This is a genomic window from Leptolyngbya sp. FACHB-261 (assembly GCF_014696065.1).
Taxonomy (GTDB): Bacteria; Cyanobacteriota; Cyanobacteriia; order FACHB-261; family FACHB-261; genus FACHB-261.
Genome location: NZ_JACJPL010000026.1, coordinates 323,817 through 342,834, shown reverse-complemented (window position 1 = coordinate 342,834; position 19,018 = coordinate 323,817). Strand labels below are relative to the sequence as shown.

General features: G+C 53.7%; 19 protein-coding genes. 9 read left to right on the top strand and 10 right to left on the bottom strand.

Translation table 11 applies throughout. The features are described 5' to 3' along the window. Nucleotides 1-111 precede the first annotated feature (111 nt). Both H6F94_RS17595 and H6F94_RS17590 read right to left on the bottom strand, forming a co-directional pair. On the bottom strand, nucleotides 112-1,611 hold the full coding sequence (locus H6F94_RS17595) for a glutamine synthetase family protein (RefSeq protein ID WP_190803538.1): 1,500 nt from the start codon (nucleotides 1,609-1,611) through the stop codon (nucleotides 112-114). A 135-nt stretch (nucleotides 1,612-1,746) separates the two neighbouring features. After that, complete coding sequence (locus tag H6F94_RS17590; protein ID WP_190803537.1) at nucleotides 1,747-2,454, bottom strand: substrate-binding periplasmic protein; 708 nt, start codon at nucleotides 2,452-2,454, stop codon at nucleotides 1,747-1,749. A 402-nt stretch (nucleotides 2,455-2,856) separates the two neighbouring features. Here H6F94_RS17590 and H6F94_RS17585 point away from each other — a divergent pair, with 402 nt between their 5' ends. Beyond that, complete coding sequence (locus H6F94_RS17585; RefSeq protein ID WP_190803536.1) at nucleotides 2,857-3,768, top strand: phytanoyl-CoA dioxygenase family protein; 912 nt, start codon at nucleotides 2,857-2,859, stop codon at nucleotides 3,766-3,768. Between the two features lie 27 nt (nucleotides 3,769-3,795). After that, on the top strand, nucleotides 3,796-5,001 hold the full coding sequence (locus H6F94_RS17580) for an NAD(P)/FAD-dependent oxidoreductase (RefSeq protein ID WP_190803535.1): 1,206 nt from the start codon (nucleotides 3,796-3,798) through the stop codon (nucleotides 4,999-5,001). On the opposite strand, the gene H6F94_RS17575 is transcribed toward H6F94_RS17580, so the two are convergent. From H6F94_RS17575 to H6F94_RS17560, 4 genes are all read right to left on the bottom strand, one after another. After that, a complete protein-coding gene (locus H6F94_RS17575) occupies nucleotides 4,998-5,615 on the bottom strand; it encodes a hypothetical protein (protein ID WP_190803534.1) in 618 nt (205 codons plus the stop codon). The two genes, H6F94_RS17580 and H6F94_RS17575, sit on opposite strands and share 4 nt — an antisense overlap. 81 nt (nucleotides 5,616-5,696) lie before the next feature. Then, on the bottom strand, nucleotides 5,697-6,032 hold the full coding sequence (locus H6F94_RS17570) for a hypothetical protein (RefSeq protein ID WP_190803533.1): 336 nt from the start codon (nucleotides 6,030-6,032) through the stop codon (nucleotides 5,697-5,699). Between the two features lie 39 nt (nucleotides 6,033-6,071). Continuing rightward, nucleotides 6,072-6,551: a hypothetical protein gene (locus H6F94_RS17565; RefSeq protein WP_190803532.1), complete on the bottom strand. Its 480-nt coding sequence runs from the start codon at nucleotides 6,549-6,551 to the stop codon at nucleotides 6,072-6,074. Nucleotides 6,552-6,650: 99 nt separating this feature from the next. Beyond that, nucleotides 6,651-7,052 (bottom strand): hypothetical protein, encoded by a 402-nt coding sequence (locus H6F94_RS17560; protein ID WP_190803531.1) that lies wholly within the window; start codon nucleotides 7,050-7,052, stop codon nucleotides 6,651-6,653. 372 nt (nucleotides 7,053-7,424) lie between these two features. On the opposite strand from H6F94_RS17560, the gene H6F94_RS17555 reads away from it, so the two are divergent. The 4 genes from H6F94_RS17555 to H6F94_RS17540 are packed head-to-tail and all read left to right on the top strand — an operon-like array spanning nucleotide 7,425 to nucleotide 10,946. Then, the gene (locus H6F94_RS17555) at nucleotides 7,425-7,787 is read left to right on the top strand and encodes a hypothetical protein (RefSeq protein ID WP_190803530.1); all 363 of its coding nucleotides are present in this window, start codon (nucleotides 7,425-7,427) and stop codon (nucleotides 7,785-7,787) included. A gap of 10 nt (nucleotides 7,788-7,797) precedes the next feature. Next, a complete protein-coding gene (locus H6F94_RS17550; RefSeq protein WP_190803529.1) occupies nucleotides 7,798-9,816 on the top strand; it encodes a sensor histidine kinase in 2,019 nt (672 codons plus the stop codon). 8 nt (nucleotides 9,817-9,824) lie between these two features. Beyond that, a complete protein-coding gene (locus tag H6F94_RS17545) occupies nucleotides 9,825-10,262 on the top strand; it encodes an FHA domain-containing protein (RefSeq protein WP_190803528.1) in 438 nt (145 codons plus the stop codon). 21 nt (nucleotides 10,263-10,283) lie between these two features. Continuing rightward, nucleotides 10,284-10,946 carry a response regulator transcription factor gene (locus H6F94_RS17540; protein WP_190803527.1) on the top strand — a complete coding sequence of 221 codons (663 nt, stop codon included), beginning with the start codon at nucleotides 10,284-10,286 and terminating at the stop codon, nucleotides 10,944-10,946. Between the two features lie 270 nt (nucleotides 10,947-11,216). Here H6F94_RS17540 and H6F94_RS17535 read toward each other — a convergent pair whose 3' ends face one another. The 3 genes from H6F94_RS17535 to H6F94_RS17525 all read right to left on the bottom strand — a co-directional run bounded on the left by H6F94_RS17535 (nucleotide 11,217) and on the right by H6F94_RS17525 (nucleotide 13,109). Next, entirely contained in the window at nucleotides 11,217-11,975 is a 759-nt protein-coding gene (locus H6F94_RS17535) for a hypothetical protein (RefSeq protein WP_190803526.1), read from the bottom strand. Between the two features lie 124 nt (nucleotides 11,976-12,099). Beyond that, nucleotides 12,100-12,540 (bottom strand): hypothetical protein, encoded by a 441-nt coding sequence (locus H6F94_RS17530; protein ID WP_190803525.1) that lies wholly within the window; start codon nucleotides 12,538-12,540, stop codon nucleotides 12,100-12,102. Nucleotides 12,541-12,626: 86 nt separating this feature from the next. Further along, nucleotides 12,627-13,109, bottom strand: coding sequence for a tetratricopeptide repeat protein (locus tag H6F94_RS17525; protein ID WP_190803524.1), 483 nt, complete (start codon nucleotides 13,107-13,109; stop codon nucleotides 12,627-12,629). A gap of 342 nt (nucleotides 13,110-13,451) precedes the next feature. Between H6F94_RS17525 and H6F94_RS17520 the strand changes: the two genes are divergently transcribed. From H6F94_RS17520 to H6F94_RS17510, 3 genes are all read left to right on the top strand, one after another. After that, nucleotides 13,452-13,949, top strand: a complete 498-nt coding sequence (locus H6F94_RS17520; protein ID WP_190803523.1) for a MarR family winged helix-turn-helix transcriptional regulator — start codon at nucleotides 13,452-13,454, stop codon at nucleotides 13,947-13,949. Between the two features lie 217 nt (nucleotides 13,950-14,166). Beyond that, nucleotides 14,167-14,442 carry a hypothetical protein gene (locus H6F94_RS17515; protein ID WP_190803522.1) on the top strand — a complete coding sequence of 92 codons (276 nt, stop codon included), beginning with the start codon at nucleotides 14,167-14,169 and terminating at the stop codon, nucleotides 14,440-14,442. Nucleotides 14,443-14,660: 218 nt separating this feature from the next. Further along, entirely contained in the window at nucleotides 14,661-14,837 is a 177-nt protein-coding gene (locus H6F94_RS17510; RefSeq protein ID WP_190803521.1) for a PCP reductase family protein, read from the top strand. Between the two features lie 79 nt (nucleotides 14,838-14,916). Here the strand turns inward: H6F94_RS17510 and H6F94_RS17505 are convergent, their stop codons facing one another. Then, the gene (locus H6F94_RS17505; RefSeq protein ID WP_190803520.1) at nucleotides 14,917-18,798 is read right to left on the bottom strand and encodes a PAS domain S-box protein; all 3,882 of its coding nucleotides are present in this window, start codon (nucleotides 18,796-18,798) and stop codon (nucleotides 14,917-14,919) included. Nucleotides 18,799-19,018: the final 220 nt, after the last annotated feature.

Genomic DNA, 19,018 nt, shown 5'->3' with positions numbered 1-19,018 from the left:
TCCTCTTCATAGGTGTGTCTCTAGAGAGGTTTAATCAACAACCTAGTTGAGTGTTGAGGGCAGGTTCAAATCTTCAAACTGCCCTTTCTAGATTGATCAAGGCAGGACTAATTAAGGCAGACAATCCAGATAAGTTTCGGTATCCCAATCTGTGACCGTAGCCAGAAATTTCTCCCACTCATCTCGCTTGTACCAGTTGTAAACCTGATACATTTCCTCTGGCAATGCCGATTTAATCACCTCATCGGCAGCTAGGCGCTCCAAAGACTCACCCAAAGACATTGGCAGCTTTTTAACTTGCTTGCCCGCCTCCATCGCCTCGTAGATATTGCGCTCCTCTGGTTCTCCTGGATCGAGGTTTCGCTTGATGCCATCATCAAACGCTTTCAACAGCGCTGATGCCATCAAGTAGGGATTAACCATCGAATCAACTGCCCGATATTCAAAGCGACCCGGTGCCGAAACTCGTAGCCCGCAGGTACGATTCTGGTAGCCCCAATCCGCATAAACGGGAGCCCAGTAGCCAGTGTCCCAGAGGCGACGGTAAGAATTGACCGTTGAGCAACCAATTGCAGTCAGCGCTCCCAAATGCTCAATCACGCCACCGATGCAATTTAAGCCAATGGGACCAGGTTTGCGTTTGACTTCTCCATCCGGCAAGAAAGTATTCTCGCCTCCTTTGAGATAGCTGAACGTACCCGCCATGCCTGGTAAAGGGTCATTGTGTAGCTCATTGAGAACCTCACTACCGCCCCGCCACAATGACAGATTATGGTGACAACCCGAAGCAGAAACGCCCATAAAGGGCTTGGTCATAAAACAGGCAATCAAATTAAATTCACGCGCAACTTGAGCACAAATTTGGCGATAGGTTGTGAGCCGGTCGCAAGTGCGTAAGGCATCATCAAACATGAAATTCAGCTCTAGCTGCCCCGGTGCATCTTCATGATCGCCCTGGATCATGTCAAGCCCCATCGCCTGGGAATATTCGATCACCCGCATGAAGACTGGACGCAGTTCTTCAAATTGATCGATGTGATAGCAATAGGGATGGGTTGCGCCACCGGCAGGTTTGCCATCTGGCCCTTTCTTCAGCCACATCATTTCCGGTTCACAACCGTGACGCAGATGCAAACCGTTGTGCTCAGTCTTAAATTGGTCGTGGATAATTTTTAAGTTACCCCGGCAATCAGAAGTTAAATGGCCGCCTGGATTGACCTTTTCCTCGCGATTTCGAAAACAGACGCAAAAGACACGAGCAACTCGCTTATCCCAAGGCAACTGGCAAAATGTTTCTGGGTCCGGAATACCCACTAACTCCGAGGCTTCTGGACCATAGCCAATGTAGTTGCGATGGCGATCAATAAATAGGTTAGCTGTTGAGCCATAAACCAATTGGAAGCCACGTTCTGCCGTAACTTCCCAATGGTCAGATGGAATTCCTTTACCAACAATTCGGCCCGTGACCGAGACAAATTGGTAGTAAATGTATTTAATACCTAGTTCATCGATTTTTGCACGGACCTGCTTAACCAGTTCGGCTCGTCCCTCAGCAGTAACATACACTTCTAAATCGCTGAGAACCGCACTTCGAGCTAAGGTTCCAGTCATTGCCACTGCCCCCAAAGGCTTTTGCACGAGTAAATCAAACTTGTTATGACGACTTTGTATCAACAGCTACTTGATGCTAGCTGCGTCGTAGCTTGAGTCGCCAAAACCTTATGTGTCAAAGATGTGTGTCGGAGACTAGAAGGGAAAGGCTTTATACGGAATCCAATGTGCCCAGAGTTGCGGCAGAGTGCCTTCTGCAATCAAGGATTCTAAAGTATAGTTTAGGGCTTCCAGCAGTTCGGCATCGCCCTTACGCACGGCGATGCCGTAGGGAATTCGCGTCGGTTCTGTAAAGGCAATGCGCAAACTGGGGTCTTCTTGTTCAGCAGTAACCAGCACCAGTTCATCATCAACCAAGGCGTCGATCGTACCGGCCCGTAGCGCATCCAACATCTCTGCTAAAACGTTGTCGCTCCCTGGAAAAGTGACAATTTGTACATCGCCATAGCTCTCTGCCAAGCGTTGGTTAGTACTGGCAACCAGGGCTCCAACGCGTAGACCGGCTAAATCTTGAGGTGTATGAACTGGGCTATCTTGCTTGACAATTACCGACTCGTCAAACAAGCCGTAGGGCCTAGTGAAATCAGCCCGAGCCAGTCGATCTTCGGTGATGGCCTGATTAAACCAAATCGCATCACACTGTTTGGCTGCCAGAGTCGGATAAAAATCGGCCCAGGGCATATCGATCCAAACTGGCTTCAGACCCAATCTCGCACAGACGGCACGGGCAATATCTGGCTCGTAGCCCAGCCGAGCATCACCGTCCAGGTAGGCCATCGGACGCGTATCAAAACTACAGGTTGCAAAGGTTAGGCAACCAGGAGTGACGGTGTTTAAATTCATAGCTACAGTCTTCTATTTGAAGCAATCTATTTGAAGCAATAGTTAACCCATTCATGCGCTTTTGGCAACACCGCCTCACCAACACCGGCTTGGCAACACGAGCTTTTGCTCTCAAAGTTCTCAGTCAGGTTTTTGGCTAGGCTCTCAACTTGAATTCTCAAGTTAGGTCTTTGGCAAGCCACGGGTAAATCTTGATAACTCCCCCGGTAACTTTTCCAGCATCCTTAAGAAATATTTAGAAACCCTTGGCTCAGGTGGAAGCAAACGGTAGGCAAAGATACATTTTGTCAAGATCGACTTGTTATAATAACCGAACATTTACTCCGGTCAGCGATTTTTAGAGCGGTTAATAACCTGCTTTAGAAGCTGTTCTTGAAGTGGTATTAATCAGGGGGCAGTGGGATGGTTTACGAGCCAATACAGCTCACTCAGGAGCAGATCCACCGTTTCGAAGAAGATGGGTTTCTAGTTCTTGAGAAACTAATTGATGCCGATCAAGTTACTCAATTAGTCGATAGACTTGATCCTTTATTTTCAGGCCAGTTCGAAACCGGAATTTATCCTGATGAATGGCACTGGCGTCCCGGTCTTAGCCTGCCAAATGCGACTCGGCAAATATGCAATGCCTGGAAGAGTGATCTGACCATTGCTAGTGTGGCCCTCTCTGCTGAAATTGCCCGGCTCAGTGCAACCTTGGCAGGCTGGCGGGGTGCCCGAATTGGCCAGGATAGCCTCTGGGTGAAGCCATCAGGTGCCAAAGAAGTGTCTTTGCACCAGGATGCGACTTACATTGGCTATCTCAATCCACCGGAAATGCTGACCTGTTGGATTGCTCTAGACAACACCAGTGCTGAGGCTGGCACGATCGAGTACGTTCCAGGCTCACACCGTTGGCCGCTCTCCCAGCAGATGGTTGAATTTCACGCGCCCAACCAAGACTATCGAGCGTCAATGCGCGTAGCTGCTACCGAATTTGGCATTAGCACTCCAGACATCATACTGGTTGAAATTCCAGCAGGCGGCTGCGTTTTTCATCACGGCAGAGTCTGGCATGGCTCCGGTAAAAATACCAGCCCTGATCGGGTACGGCGCAGCTTAAGCGTGCATCTGCTCAGCGCCGAAACCCAGTTTCAACCCACTGGAGCTGGCTATATTTACGGGCGCTATCAGCGCTCTGGCAGCACCCACATGGACGAAGACTTTTTCCCAATCCTGTGGACTCAAGATGGCCATCGCACACCCTTCCTGGCAAATTATTGCAAGGACGCTTTAGCTGCCTCGCCACTGCTCAACGTTTCTGGCGCAACAGCCTAGCTCCATTTCAATTCAGAGGTGACATCTATGACCGAAACGGCAGACATTGTGGTCGTTGGCGGAGGCTCTATTGGAGCTTCTGTCGCGTTGCATTTGGCGGAGCGCAAAGCAGGCAAAATCATCCTGCTCGAACGGCGAGAGCTGGCGAGTGGCGCATCCGGTAAAGGGATTGGTATTATTCGCACGCACTACACCCACCCAGTGCTAGCAGAATTGGCCCAACAATCCTTACGCACCTTTCATGAATTTAAGGAAAGATTTGGTGGCCACGAAAGCGGCTTCAATCCCTGTGGCTATTTTGTGCTGGTACCAGAATCAGAGACCGAAACCCTAGAACGCATTGTCACCATGCACCAGCGTATGGGCATCAATGTCAGTTTGGTTGACCCAAAAGCAGTTCAAGCCCTAGTCCCCCAACTAGCAGTTGATGATGTTGCCGCTGTTGCCCATGAGCCAGATTCTGGTTACGGTAGCCCCCCGCAAACGACTCTGGCTTTGGCCCGACGAGCGGCAGAACTAGGCGTCGAGCTGTGCACGCAAACACCAGTTCTAGAAATCAAATTGGATCTAGAAGGTCGGGTACAAGGAGTCAGCACGCCAGCCGGTGACATTGTCACGCGGACGGTAGTTGATTGTGTCGGTCCTTGGGCCAAGAAATTCACGGAGCACCTGGGTTTGGAGTTTCCAGTCAAGCCCGTGGTTGAGCATGTGGTGGTGGTTGAGCGTCCGACCGCATTTGCACAGCATCATCCAGTGATTTCTGACTTGGTAAACCTTGCCTATTCCCGTTCCGATCCAGACCAGCCCTACACTCGCATTGGCAACTCAAACCCTAAATATCATCAACAGTTTGCACTTGAAGATGCGGATGAATTTCAGGGGCAAATCTTTCCAGAGATTTGCGAAAACCTATACAAAAAGCTAGGACAACGTTGTCCTAGCTTCCAACAGGCTCCGATTGTCGAAACTTACTCAGGAATCTGGGGAGTCACACCCGATTATCAACCGATCCTGGATCACTTAGACCATGTACCTGGTCTATATTGCGCCGTAGGTTTTAGCGGTCATGGTTACAAACTCAGCCCTGTGGTTGGGGATCTGATGAGCCGCTTTATTTTGGGAGAGCGGGATGGTCAAGTGGCACAATTGCGGCTATTCCGATTTGGCCGCTTTAAGGAAAATGACTTGATCAAAGCGCCCTTGTCCTACGCGCAAGCTGGCGGCTTGCGTTAGTTGTCCACATCAACCCATAGGGTCTGTCTAAAAGAATAATTGCCCTGAGTCTGCTGGCTAATCACCGTATCTGGGCCAACTTTTACTCTGACATTCAGCGAGTTGCGAGCCGAGCGGCTATCTGTGCCCAAGATATCAATTCGCTGCGTACCACTGCCCAGCCAACGATTGAGGTAAATCGCAGTCGTTGGTTGGCTCAAATAGGCAACCGTCCGGCCATTCACCACGATGCGTCCTTGAGGACGACGGCCTGAACTTTGCACTTCTAAACGAATAGGTTGGCGCAAGTCATAGCGATCCAGGGACAGGCTGGACTCTTGGTAGCTAGAAGCGCTGGAACTCGATGCGCTGGAAAGATTGCGAGAGCGTTGATAGCTGGATGAGTTGCTCGACGAGTTGCTGTAAGTATTCGAGCCACTGTTTTGATTCTGGTTGATTTGAACGTTCGTTCTGCCATTCTGAACGCGGACGTTCGTACTTCCGTTATTTACCCACACTCCGCCCCGACCGTCAGTCTGCACTGAAGTTTGAGCAATCGTTTGTGCCTGAGCGGCAAACGGCTGCAACAGATAGACGGACCCCACACATAAGCCAATAACGATGATGGAGCGCATTGGCCTCCCTCCTCATGAACGATTGCAAGAAAACCCTCCTGATGTCACTGACCCTGATTGCAGGAGGGTAAGCCTTAAAACTTAGTGACGGTTGCCACGACGGTTACCCCGGTTAGGCTGATTTTGATGACCTTGGCGGCCCCGATTGGCATCCCGAACTTGAACCTTGCCGTCGTAGTTTTCGGGGATATAGATATTGACGCTCTGGTTCTGCTGAATACCCTGCTGATTGACAGCTGTTTGGGTATTGGCCCCGCCACTGCCCGCGGCAGTTTGGCCCTGAGTGCTATTTTGCACTGCAGTTTGCTGAGGGTTAGCGTAGATCTGAATCTTGTCACCCGCTTGAGCAGGAGACAGGCCCATCATCAGAGAGGTCACACTCAGTAGAGTGGCACCAAATGCGTGAGCAAATTTCATCTTGATCAACTCCAAAGGAAGGAAAGAATGAGCCAACAATTAGCGAGCTAGGTCAGGACCCGGAACATGGGTTTGGGTTGCAGTTTGCGACCTGACCTGAGTTTGAATGGTTGGATCCACCGTGATGTCAGGGATATATTCCCCAGAGGCAGTAGCAGAACCAGAGCGGGGCGAATTTGCTTGCTGGCGTTGATTCACACGCTGCTGAATATTGCCCTGCTGCGTGCGCCGATTGCCCACCTGAACCTGTTGCGCATTCTGCAGATCGATCTGGGTCTGAACGCGGTTGCCGCTGCCTCTAGCAGGCTGAGCCGATTGTCCCTGGTTCATCTGCTGGTCAATGCCCCCCCGCGGTGCGGTGCCACCGACTTGAACTTGGTTGGCGTTTTGAATACCAACTTGAGTTTGAATGGTCGGGGCAACATTGATCTGTCCAGCCCAACTGGGATTCGCCAGTAAACTGAGGGCTCCCACCCCCAAAAGGCTGTTTAGAACGGTTTTCCACCTAGCATGCTGCATAGGATTTCCTCACCTGAAAGAAGCAAACATTAGGAAGGGAGGAAGGGACTAGGGGAGACGAATGCCCTTCCTCCGAGCAGGCTTTTTAATCAACCAAACTTAGTGGTTGATGCGACGGTGACCGCGACGGTTAGCGCGAATTTGCTGCTGATTCTGAACGACCGTGGCCTGGTTCACGCTGGTTTGTACATTACCCTCGCCGATTGCTTCTTGTGCTTGCTGATTGAGCTGAACAGCGGTGGAATTTTGGGTGTTCACGCGAGGACCCCGGTTGCGGCCAACGTTCACGCCCTGTTGTTGTTGCAGAACATTCTGAACATTCACACCGGTTTGGGTATTGCCATAGCCCTCGGTGTACTGGGACTGATTCGAGGACTGAACGGCTGTTGCGCTCTGGCTGGAGCCGTCAACGTCACCGGCCTGAGCAATGCCAGCAGATAGACCGATCACGGTTGTTGCTACAGCTAGGGTCAGAAGACGAGCGTAAGAGCGAATAGACATCGTGAAGAGTCTCCGTTGAAGTTTGGGTCTCAATCGAACTGCAATCTGGTTACTCAGCTTGGGCAAGCGATTTAAGCGAATTACCTGAGCGAATTGGTTTAAGCAAATTGCTGAGGTGAACTGCTGTTCCTGCTTGTTTGAGCTTTGTGATTGCCTCGGTTTCGATTGCATGTTCTCAGAATAGGCACTGAGCCTATGCCGTTGGGGCTCCCTTTGACTCAAGCTCACGTTCTGGTTTGCCCACCAAAGTTTGCGCTTTAGCGTACCCCTGCTGAAGAGCCTCTCGGCTAGGCTGAAATTTGGACTTGTTAGCTTGTCCTATTGGTTTGGCTTTCTTTCAGTTCCCCGTGTGGTGAGTGTGTTGAAGCGTCTATGGCATTTTCTTTAAAGTGGGCCGCGATCATGAGTCAGGCAGCTCTGATCAGTTGTGTTCTGAGTTTGCCTGCCCTAGCTGGACAGACCTGGGCCGGTTCTGGCCAAATCACCAGTGGCTCTGGCCAGGGTGGTTCGGTGGAGTTGCGGTTAGAAGTTGACGGCAAGCGGGTTCGTTCGCGCTCAGGCCCCCCCTTAGAGGGGCAAGTTCAACCCGAGTCAGCGACCGCCAGCGCCACTGGCCTCAATGGCTCAGTCCGTACTGGCTCTGGCACTTGGCGCTTCGAGCAATCTGGCAACGAATTGCGGGTGACTTTGTACCAGGGGAACCAAATTATTTACTATCGTCTTCGTCCCCAATAGGCCCGACAGGATGGATTACCTGGCCTTCGTTCGCCGTCCCCCGCAACAGACTGTCGCGCTTGGCTTGGGCCTCGGTTGGGGACTGGTGTTTGGCCTGCTTCTGCCATTGACCCCAGTTCGCTTTTGGGAGTTGGGTCTCCAGGATGCCCTAATGCGCCTGCGCGGTCCCCAAACGCCCCCCACCGAGTTAGTCCTGGTTAGTATTGACGGCCAGAAGACTGTTCAGTCTCAAGCCCCAGTTCAAGCCTCCCCCGCTCAAGTTGCCACTGCGACTCAGGCCGGTCCTGATTTCTTTCCAGACCGAGCTAGCTACGCCCGCCTGACACAGCGCCTCCTGGGGGCTGGGGCTCAAGTTGTTGTCCTAAACCTGCCCAGTGGCTTCGTATTTCCGCAATCAGTCGGTAACGAAGACCTCGATACGCCGCTGCGACAGGTGGTTAGCACTCATGGCGACCAACTGGTTTTGGCCGCTTATGCGAGTCGAACCTACAGTTTGCCCGACTCAGAACTGCCCATTTACAACCACTTTCTGCCTTTTACCGCCGCAGCCCAGTATCAAGTGCCGCCGGAAGCAGTGCAGGGATTTGTCGCCCTGACGCCGGATGGGGATAACACAGTTCGCTCCACCCAGGTCACTGGCACCTTCATTCGCAACGACAACCTCCAACGACAATCGTTTGCCTCGGCGGCGGCTCTAGCTCTCACTAAGTTTAAACAGGCTAAGTTCGGGCAGGCCAAGTTCGGACAGACGCCGTTTAAAGCTGAGCCGCTTGGGGTGCGCCTGAACTTTTGGGGGCCAACCGGCAGCTTTGCCAGCATTGCCATTGAAGCGATCTGTCCGCCGGTGCCGGGTGATCAGTGTGTGGGACCCGCTCAGCCCGAGCTGACGCAGCGAGTGCAGGGCAAGATCGTACTGGTTGGCTTTAGCGGTGGCTACCCAGAGGCCTTCCCTCTACAGACTCCCTTTGGAACAGCGATGCCTGCGCTAGAGGTGGAGGCAAACCTGCTGGCGACCCTGCTCACTGACTCAGCCTATCAAACCGTTCCCGCTAGCCTACAAGCTTTGATCACCCTGGTAGGAGCCTTGCTAGTGGCTGGGCTGGTTATGTCTAGCCGGGACAAAGGCGGCTGGCAGCCCTGGCGCGGCAGTTGGCTCAGCGCTGCCCTAGGTCTCGGCTACTTTGGCCTTGGTCTAGTCGCCTTTAGGCAAGGCCTGTTCGTGCCGATGGCGCTACCCGTCTTGGCCTGGATTGGCACCGGCCTGAGTGTGGCGCTGTGTCTACTGCTCTGGCAGCAACGGCAGCAAATGCAGGCGCAGCAACGTGAACTCGAACGGTTGCAATTAGCAGAGCGGGAAGCCGTGCGCTACCAAGCCCGTAAACTGCTCTACCGAGTTGCCACTGATATCCATGACCGGCAGCTCCAGGATCTCAAACTGGTGATGGATCTGGTCGAAACCTTGCAATTAGATCACCCCAACCTAGAGGTGAATCCAATCCTGGACAAGTTGGAGCGCATCGGTCGGGGCATCCGCAACGAACTGAACAACGCCCGTAATTTGGCAACCAAATTGGGCGTTACACCGGAGCTGCGCGAGGGCCTACATCGAGGCATTCAGGCAGAGCTGCAAAAGCTTGTAGATTCAGGCGAGCTAAGCCTGCAGGTCATTCAAGAACTACAGCCCCTCCGGGAGCCGCCCTCAGATAGCGCCTGGATCGACGCCCGCGAAGACATCTTCCGGTTTTTCCGTGAGAGCATCACCAATGTAATCCGCCATGCCCAGGCGCCGCATGGCAGCGCTACCCAGGTTCTCGTGAGTTTGCAGCAAAAAGGCAGCCGCTGCACTCTGACTATTGATAATGACGGCAGTGTTGCGGTCGGCAAACCGTCGCGAAGCGGCTATGGTACTAAGGTGATGAACACCATAGCTGCTGAGTTGCCGGATGGCTTCTGGCGCCGCTTACCCCTAGCTGGAGGCGGTATGCGTACGGAGCTGATCTGGACCCTGCGGCTGGACGCCTCGACCTAAAGGTTCCTATGGCCAACGCTGCACCGCAGAAGCACCTCCTGATCGTGGAAGATTCGGCAGGCAGCCGCGAATTTTTGCTCCAAAGGGCTAAGTACACTTTGGGCCGCGACCCCTCAAGTGATATCCAAGTGCGGTCGCAGTTTGTCTCGCGCCAACATGCTCTGCTGTTGAGGCTGCCGGAAGCCGAGCGGGGCCAATATCGCTATCGGCTGATCGATGGTGACTTGGAGGGCCGTCCCAGCGCCAATGGCTTGATGGTGCGGAACCAAAGGGTTAGCTCCTGCGACTTGCAAGCAGGGGATGTGGTGGTTTTGGGTCCAGATGCCAAGCTCACTTATTACCGGGTAACCCCCCCGACTACTACTGGTCAGCCCCAACTTGATGGCACGACCGTTGGGCATTCGTCTCTGTCGCCTCTGGCTCAAGACTCGCCACCACTCAACTAAAATTACTGTTTCACTCCATCCATGACCGTTGCTCAACCCCGTTTTTTAGTCGTTGAAGACCACCCAGAGGTTGCCCAAAACAACTGTGATTGGTTGCAACGGTTGGAAGCGCAGGCCCGTTGCATCAAGCTCGAAACACCGGAACAGGCCCTGGATTGGCTAACGCTGGAAACCGCTGACCTAGTCGTGGTCGATCTGCTCTTTGGCCAAACGAGTGGCGAGCAGTCAGCCGAACCTGGCCTTGACCTGCTCAGGCGCATTTTCGAGCAGTACCCTAGCCTGAACGTGATGGTGTACTCCAGCGAACCCCTGTTGCTTGCCCCCTTAGTAGAACGTATTAGCAACCATGCAGGCGGTTTTGCTGCGGTCAACAAAATGGAGCGCCGTACGCTCTTTCTAGAAGGAGCTCGTAGCGCGCTCAACGGCGAGCTGCGTGTGCCCAAAGAACTGCGGCGCATGACTCGCCTCACTGAGCGGGAACTAGAAGTGCTAGTGTTGCTGTGCAAAGATTGCTTGACTGATCAGGCCATTGCTGACCGGCTGCATGTCAGCAAAAAAACGGCCCAGAATTATGTACAACGTCTCAAAGAAAAACTGGACGTAGACCTAATCGACGAGAACAGCACCAACTCCCGTGTTGCTGTCTGTATGGAAGGGGTGCGGCGCAAGTTGCTGCTATTTTGAATGCACCCGTTTGTCTCTAAATACTGAATGAGACCCTATTGGTTCACAGCTTTAGCGACCAATGGTTCTGCCAATTTTGAAACGTTCTTTAGACTTTGAGTTTGGTAAGAAGAGCGCAAGAAAAGCAGGCGATCTGCTTAATTATTGCCGTAAAAAACAGAAGCAGGGTCGAAGCCTTTGGGCAAGAACTCAACAGGCTGAGAGCTACCGTCCGAACGCTTCGACCCTATTGAGAGTCAATTACTGAGAGTCAATTTTAAGGAGATCTACTTAGCGATCTGCCACGGTTGCTGGCGCAGCTCCCTCTGCTTGTTGCCCGACGCCACGACGCACGACAACCCCCGCCTCCTCAAAGGTCACAATAGGCACGGGACCACTGAGATCAAAGCCTTTGACTGTTACTTTGCCACCGTACAGCCGGTCGCCTAGCTTCACCTGAGTCATTGCCTCCTGAGGGGCCTTGATCAGGGCGGACAGTTCATTGGAGGCCAATTGCATAATCCCCGTCACTAGGATGCCTGAAGACAGACGGCTTGGCGCTTGAACCGGCGGCTGAAGCGGCGACTGGATAGGGGGAGGAACAGGCACAGCTGTTCTGGGAATTGCCACCGCGCCCACCCTTGGGGCACCTAGCGGCGCTGGGGACGATGGAGCCGCAGGTAGCAGTGGCGGGGGCGGTGGAATCGGTGGCAGGCTACTGATTGTACCGGCTGCTACTTGGGTGGCTTCCACGGCTTGGACCGGTTGCTGCCTAGGGATTGGCTGACCGGGAATCGGTGCGAAGGGATCAACCCGACCGGAGCGAACACCTGGGACCATCGCTTTTAGACGGGCTTGCGGGTCAGTAGCAGGAATAATAATCTTGGCTCGCAACCGCCTGACCTCAGGTGGCACCTGATTTGCGGCTGGAGCAGCTGGCGCAGAAATCCTCGCCTCGATTGCTGTTGGCCGAGCGCGGGAGGCCCAGACCGTACTGCAACCGCCACTCATCAGCGCAATCGCAATTACCAACCCCAACCTTCGGTTCATGGTAGGCCCCTCAAATTCTGCACGTCCAGCTAATCTATGGAACCAGACTTGTGGCTAATTCAGAAGCAGTGAAGGTTGGAGATCGCAATTAGTCTGGGAATGGGTCTGAGCATGAGCCTCTGAATTAGTCTTGACTAGCCTCTCCAGTCGCGACTGACAAAGCCCAGCTCAAGGCTAGATCGGGACGGATTCCTCTTCTGCGCAAGCAAAGGAAGAAATCAGAGGCTTCCTGACTAGTCCCCGCTAGTTGAGCCCATTCGAGATCAGTAATGCCCAAATCGAATGGCTGCACGGTGGCTTCAGGCTTATACAACTCTGGTGGATGAGTAAGACCGTGTAGACTGCCCAAGGCCAGCGCTGTCAAAACAGTTCCCCCTAGTAACGAAGTGGTGCCAATCACACCATTGGCCAGCACCGCTTCCAAGGCAGGCCGCTCGCCCTGGAGCGCCGCTTGAAGATCAGAAGGACGTAGAGTTTTGGTTAGGCTCCAGCCCGTGATGCCGGCACCGATGGCAACGGTTAGGGTTGACAGTATTTTGAATTTGAGGCTGACTGAGTTTTGCATAGGGGCAGGCCGCGGCAGGAATTATCGCGCTATCTCTACCAGTGCCACAGCCTTGGGCCAAAGCCATCTGTCCCGTGGCTCTAAATTTAGGATTTGTTGCCGCTATCTACCGCTGCAATCCAATGACTGACCTGTTGATGCTCCAGGGTATCCGGGGGTAGAAGCAGGAGAGCCGCTTGCCAGCAGCTTATGGCCTTGGCGGGCAGACCCTGCTGTAGGTAGACTTTGCCCAGATTCACCAGATTCAGCCATTCACTGTCAGGGTCCTTTAATTCTCGCTGAATCGCTAGGCTATCTTCAAAGCTCTGACCGGCCTCTGACCAACAACCCTGCTTGGCATAAGCCACTCCCAGGCTATGCAAGGCCAGCCCTTCTCCCTGACGATCGCCCAAATTCTGACAGAGGAGCTGGCTAGTTCGGTAGCACTCGATTGCCTCGTCCCAAGCCTGCTGCTCAGCATAGGCTTGCCCAAGCAGATACAGGACCATTGCCTGACCGATGCGATCACCGCGCAATTGGCGCCGAGCTAGGTCTGCCTCGTATCTTTGAATGAGGGGACTGAATTGCATGAGCCAGTCAATCACGTACTGGGGAACGTACTAATAGCCTGTTAGGACACATCTGGCTGCCCTGCCCAAAGTCTAGGCTGCTTTACTGAGGGGCAGCAGCATCTTAGGTATCAGAAAGTCAGACAGTTTTGACGCGAACAGTATTTATGCTAACATAAGGGAAGTTCGATATTCACCGCTTAGGCCAGGGGTTCGTGGGTTATAGCTAGCTGTATCCTTCAAGCCGCTGAGATAGTGTGAGGTCGTACTTAGGCTCGGTTTGAACTAAGACTGTATCTCCAGAATCAGTTCTACCAAGCATCAATATGATGAAGTATGAGTCCTAATCCTAGAGAACCCGTCATGAAAACTGTAGAAGACACCATACAAGATTCAGAGATTATTGACCAAAGTGCAGCTCAAGCCGCAGCTGAAGAACCGTTCATCCCGACTATGCGGGAGTTGGTCCGAACCTATCAGGCTTTCGCTAATTGCACTGTTGCTCACGTCCGTCAGTTAGGGCTGACCTCACCCCAGTTCGACGTGGTTGCTACCCTAGGCAATACAGAGGGTATGACCATGAACAAGCTGGCTGAGAGAACCTTGGTGACTAAGGGGACGCTGACCGGCATTGTCGACCGCTTAGAAGAGAAGGGGCTGGTCCGCCGCGAAGTTCCTGCTGATAACCGTCGCTGCTTCCGGATTGTGCTCACCGCAGAGGGAGAACGAGTATTTGCAGAAGTCTTTCCTCTGCACGTTGCCTATCTCAAAGAGCGCTTTGGTCGTCTCAGTTTAGAAGAGCTGGAGCAACTGCGGGCGGGTTTAGAGCGCTTACGGGAGCAATTCTCCTGCTCAGAATAAGTCTCGACTTGGTTCTGCAAGCGGCATGGTATAAGGCCTCTTGGTCCCGATTGCCCCGCAGTATTATCTCAGTGTCGCCGCTGTGTCATCGCTGTCATGTTGCTTTAAGCCTGCATTAAAGCCGTTTGGTAGCGTTCCCAACCAGCGAATGGGCACTAGGATCTAACCAGCCAACCCTAGAGTGCAGCATCTATCGGCTGAGCCTGGAGCCAAGGACATGAACTATTCGCTCGAACAGCAAGCATATCTGCAAGCTCTGCGCGAATGGCAGCAGCGCTGGGGCGATCCAGTGCAGGAAGATCTCTTGATTAATGCTGAGAATAATCTCTTAGCTTGGGCCGAGCAGATCACGCTTCGCTGCAGCAACGACCGTATGCAGGAGATGTATCGAGGCTGGCAGAATGCTGACCAGGTGGAGCGACGCTTTTTAGTTAAATTCGCGCTCAATGGCATCCAGCACCTGCGTTCAGCCAGCACCGAGCAATCTAATTAACGGGTTAATCAATGGGTCAATTAACGGGAGCCCACCGTGCCTCCTTCAGGGGGTGGGGCTTGTGTGATATCTACTTCTACTGCTCCTACTGACCTGCTAGAGGCCAGATCAGGGCCAGCAAGGAAGCAGATGGGCGCAAGCAGAGCCTGCTTTTGCGACTTTTGCAACGCTTGGGAACCGCTATGATCAGCAGTCGGATCGTGAACTATGCAGCCCTAATGAGTGATTCCCAAGACGCCGTAGTTTGGACTCCTGAAGCCGAAGCCAAACTCAAGGAGATTCCTTTTTTTGTACGACCAGCGGCTCGCCGCAAGATTGAGCAACTGGCACGCGAGCAAGGCCAAACCCAGATCACAATTGAAGTCTATGACCAGGCTCGTAAGAAGTTCAGCTAGCGGTCTGGTGGCCTAGAAATGGGGCTGGTAGCGCAGAAATCGAAGGCCAAATTGGAGTTGTTGAACTAGTTGCTAGGCTCTAATTGCTAGGCTCACCGATTCGCCTGCGTCCAGCCAGACTGGCAACCACCACCACTAGATCTGCTGGATCAATAGGCTTGGACAAGTGGGTTTGAAAACCGGCTGACAGAGCCTGTCTACGGTCTTGCTCTCTGGCATAGGCAGTGAGGGCTACCGCAGGTATTTTGCCCCCTTGCTCTGCGCTCAGGCTTCTCAGGCGCTGGATGAGCCTGTAGCCGTCCTCATCTGGCATACCAATATCGCTGACCAAGACATGGGGTTGAAACTTGGGTAGAACGCTTAGGGCTTCACTGGCAGAGCTAACCGCTTTGACTTGAGCCCCGGCTGCCTGTAAAACCGCGATCAGCAGTTCCCGTGCGTCGGCTTCGTCGTCCACGACCAGAATTTTTAGGTCTTCTAGATCTGGGGAATTGTTATTGACGGGCCGAGAACTGAGCGGGGTTTCGTCTCTTGGCACCTCAATAGCAGCTTTCGCCAGCAGCAGAGGCAGCCTGACACTGAAGGTCGCTCCCTGTCCCTCGCCTGGACTCTCAACGGCCACCGAGCCACCATGTAGCTCTACGAGGTGACGCACAATGGCGAGCCCCAAGCCTAGACCGCCATGTGCCCTGGTAATGGAGCTGTCAGCTTGCCGGAATCGCTCAAAAACGTAGGGCAGAAACTCAGGATTGATCCCTTTGCCGGTGTCGCTGACCCTGATCTCAGCTTGACTGCCGACACGGACTAGGGTCACTTGCACCCGTCCTCCGCCCGGTGTGAACTTGAGCGCGTTAGACAGCAGATTCCAGAGCACCTGTTGCAGACGGTTGGCATCACCGGCAACAGTACCCACGGTCGGGTCTAGCAGACTCTCTACCTGGATGCCTTTAGCCTCTGCACCAGGACGCAGGGCATCAATTGAGGTGCTGATCAAAGGCACCAGTTCACAAGGCTGCATCTCCAAGCGCAATTGGCCTCGAATGATGCGCGAGATATCCAAGAGGTCATCAATCAGCTGCACCTGGGCTCTGGCGTTGCGCTCGATAGTTTCCAATGCCCGCTCGGTTGTGGCGGTATTCAACGTGCCTCGACGTAACATCTGTGACCAGCCCAAAATGCCGTTGAGCGGGGTGCGCAGTTCGTGGGAAAGCGTAGCCAGAAACTCGTCCTTGACGCGGTTGGCTTTCTCGGCTTCGGCTCGGGCTGCTTGCTCGCGCTCCAGCAGTTGTGCCCGTTCTTGTTCGGCCTGCTTACGGGCGGTGATGTCCATGGTCACGCCTAGCATGCGCATAGGCACCCCGTTGGCGTTGTACAAACTCCGCCCTCGCACCAGAATCCAGTGGGTACTGCCATCGGGCCAGAGGTTGCGATACTCGCCCTCATAATCGGTCTGCTGTCTCACCGCTTGCTGAACCGCCGCTTGGAGGCGGGGCCGATCCTCTGGATGAAGCGCGTAAAACAGGCTGTTGTTCAAGATCTCAGCATCCGCAGGCAAGCCAAAATTTGCCTTGCACTGCTCCGAGACAGTCAGCTTCCCTGAGGGAAAATCGACCTGCCACGATCCCAGTCTGCCGGTCTGGAGAGCCAGTCTCAGATGTTGTTCGCTCTCGCGCAGTGCCTCCTCGCTCTGTTTGCGCTCGGTCGTGTCGATGGTGATGCCATCGAAGCGAATCGGCTTGCCTGCTGCATTGTAGAAAGTACGTCCAATAGCACGAATCCAACGCATCTGCCCATCGGGGGCAACGGTGCGATAGTCGATGTCATAACCCTGGTGCTGCTCAATCGATTGCTCAATTGCCTGCCTGGTGGGTTCGCGATCCTCGGGATGCAAGAGCTCATAGAACAGATCGATATCGACTTCGGCGTCTGGACTCAGGCCAAAGTGTGCCTTGCATTTGTCATTCCACACCAGCTTGTCGAAGGGTAAATCGCAGTACCACAGCCCCAGCGCAGAAGACTGCAACACTAGGTCGAGGCGTTCCCAGCTGATGCGCAGCGCTTCCTGGACTTGCTTGCGCTCGTTGATGTTGCGGAAGTAGAGGGCTAGGCCAGACTGCGAAGGGTAAGCCCGAACCGAAAACCAGGCGTCAAAGGGTGGGTAATAGTCCTCCAGTTCAAGCGGTATGCCTTCGGCCACAGCCCGTTGGTACAGCTGGCCAAAGCTGGTATTGGCTAGCTCTGGCAACTCGTGCCAGAGATTCTTGCCTAGCAACTCTTCGGGCGAATGGTTCAGGGTTCTAGCACCTTCATGGTTCAGATAAGTAAAGCGCCAGTCGCGGTCGAAGGCTATGAAGCCATCCGTGATGCTTTCTAAAATATTGGAGACTTGCTCTCTCGCTTCTTCAGCCTCCGTCCGAGCCGCCTGCTCGCGCTCCAATAGCTGAGCGTAGCTGGCTTCTACCCACTTGCGCTCGGTGATGTCCTGCGCGATGCCCAGCATGCAGATAGGTTGCTGATGCTGATTGTAGAAAGCCCGTCCCTTCACTGCTACCCAGTGAATGCTGCCATCACGCCAAACAGTTCGGTATTGAACGTCGTAGTCTAAGTCTTCAGCGATCACCCGCTCCACTTCGCTACGTACCCGTTCGCGGTCGTCTTCGTGCACCACCTCCAGAAAGCGGGTAAAGGTCAGTGGTTCATTCGGTGACAGATCGAAAATGGCATTCACCCGCTCCGAGAACCAGAGCTGGTCGGTCGCCGCATCCCATTCCCATTCCCCCATGTGCGAAGCAGCAAGAGCCAGACGCTTCCGTTCCTCGCTTTCGCGCAAAAACTCTTCGGTGCGCTTGCGCTCACTAACATCGCGGAAGAAAATACCGAGGCCGCTCTCAAAGGGATAGGCATGAACCTCTAGCCAGAGGTTCATGGGTTCGTAGAACGCCTCGAAGTGGACACTGACGCCTTCGGTTAAGGCTCGGCGATACTCCTCTTCAAAGCGTGACGCCTGGGTTGCGGGCCACTCTTCCCACTGGTTTAGTCCAATTAAGTCCGCTGCCGGTTTGTTGTTGATTCGAGCCGCCTCCCGGTTGGCATAGGTGACTCGCCAGTCGAGATCTAGGGCAATGAAGGCGTCAGTCATGCTTTCCAAGATCTTGCTGACTTGCTGTTGGGCCACCTCTACTTCGGTCCGAGCGCTCTGCTCTCGCAGTAGCAATTGCTCATGCTCTGCTTGCAGCCGCTTGCGTTCGGTTAGGTCGAGAACAAAGCAAATGGCGTTTTGTTGATGGCCATCTTCTAACAGGGCACCCCCTAGGAGCACAGGAACGCGATGTCCTGCTTTGTGGATGTATTCTTTCTCAACCACCTGCGAAGAGCCAGAAGCCAAAAGCTCTGCTTTGAGTTGCTGATCCTGCTGGTGTTGCTCGGGTGGGGTGATGTTATCCCAACGCAAGCGTCCTGCTAATAGATCCTCGCGGCTGTAGCCCAACATCTGCAAGAAGGCGTCGTTGGCTTCGGTGATGGCACCCAAGGTGTCAGCTGTAATCACACCAACGATATTTGCCTCCACCAAGCGATTGAATCTTCCCTCGCTCTCTCGCAACCGGCGCAAGCTCTGCTTTGACCGCCGGTTTGAGGCGAGCAGCGCTTCACACAGAAAGCTGATCAGTCCCCCTTGTGCCCCAAATAGCATGAGATGCACGCTGTTGTGGGCATCTGGCATCCAGCCTGAAGCCAGCAGAAAGTAATTGCTGGCTAACGCAGACAAAGCAGTGGCTAATAAACCTGGCCCTACCCCTCCATGCCAAGCACTGACCATGACTGCGCCGAAGAAGAGCAGAAACGGCGTTCTGGTCATGCTGAACCAAGGATCTAGCAGCAGCATGAACAGCAGGGCAACTGCCACAGCCAAGACTGCAACACCGTAAGCTAGCAGTCGTTGGGGTATATCTTTGTAGGTCATTCCAGCGTCGAAAAGGGAACTGTTGCAAAACCCGGTAGGGCTACCGGCTGCGAAGTAGCAAGAACCACATGGCTACTGTCACTAGGCAAGCTGTTGTAAGCCTCATAACCAACCCCCCGAAGGTAGAATTGCCAGTCAACTAGCTAACAAGCTCCAGGGGAGCCTCCAAGGAATTCCACTGTTTTTTCAGTACCCTCTGGTCGTGCCCCAAAAGCTGCTG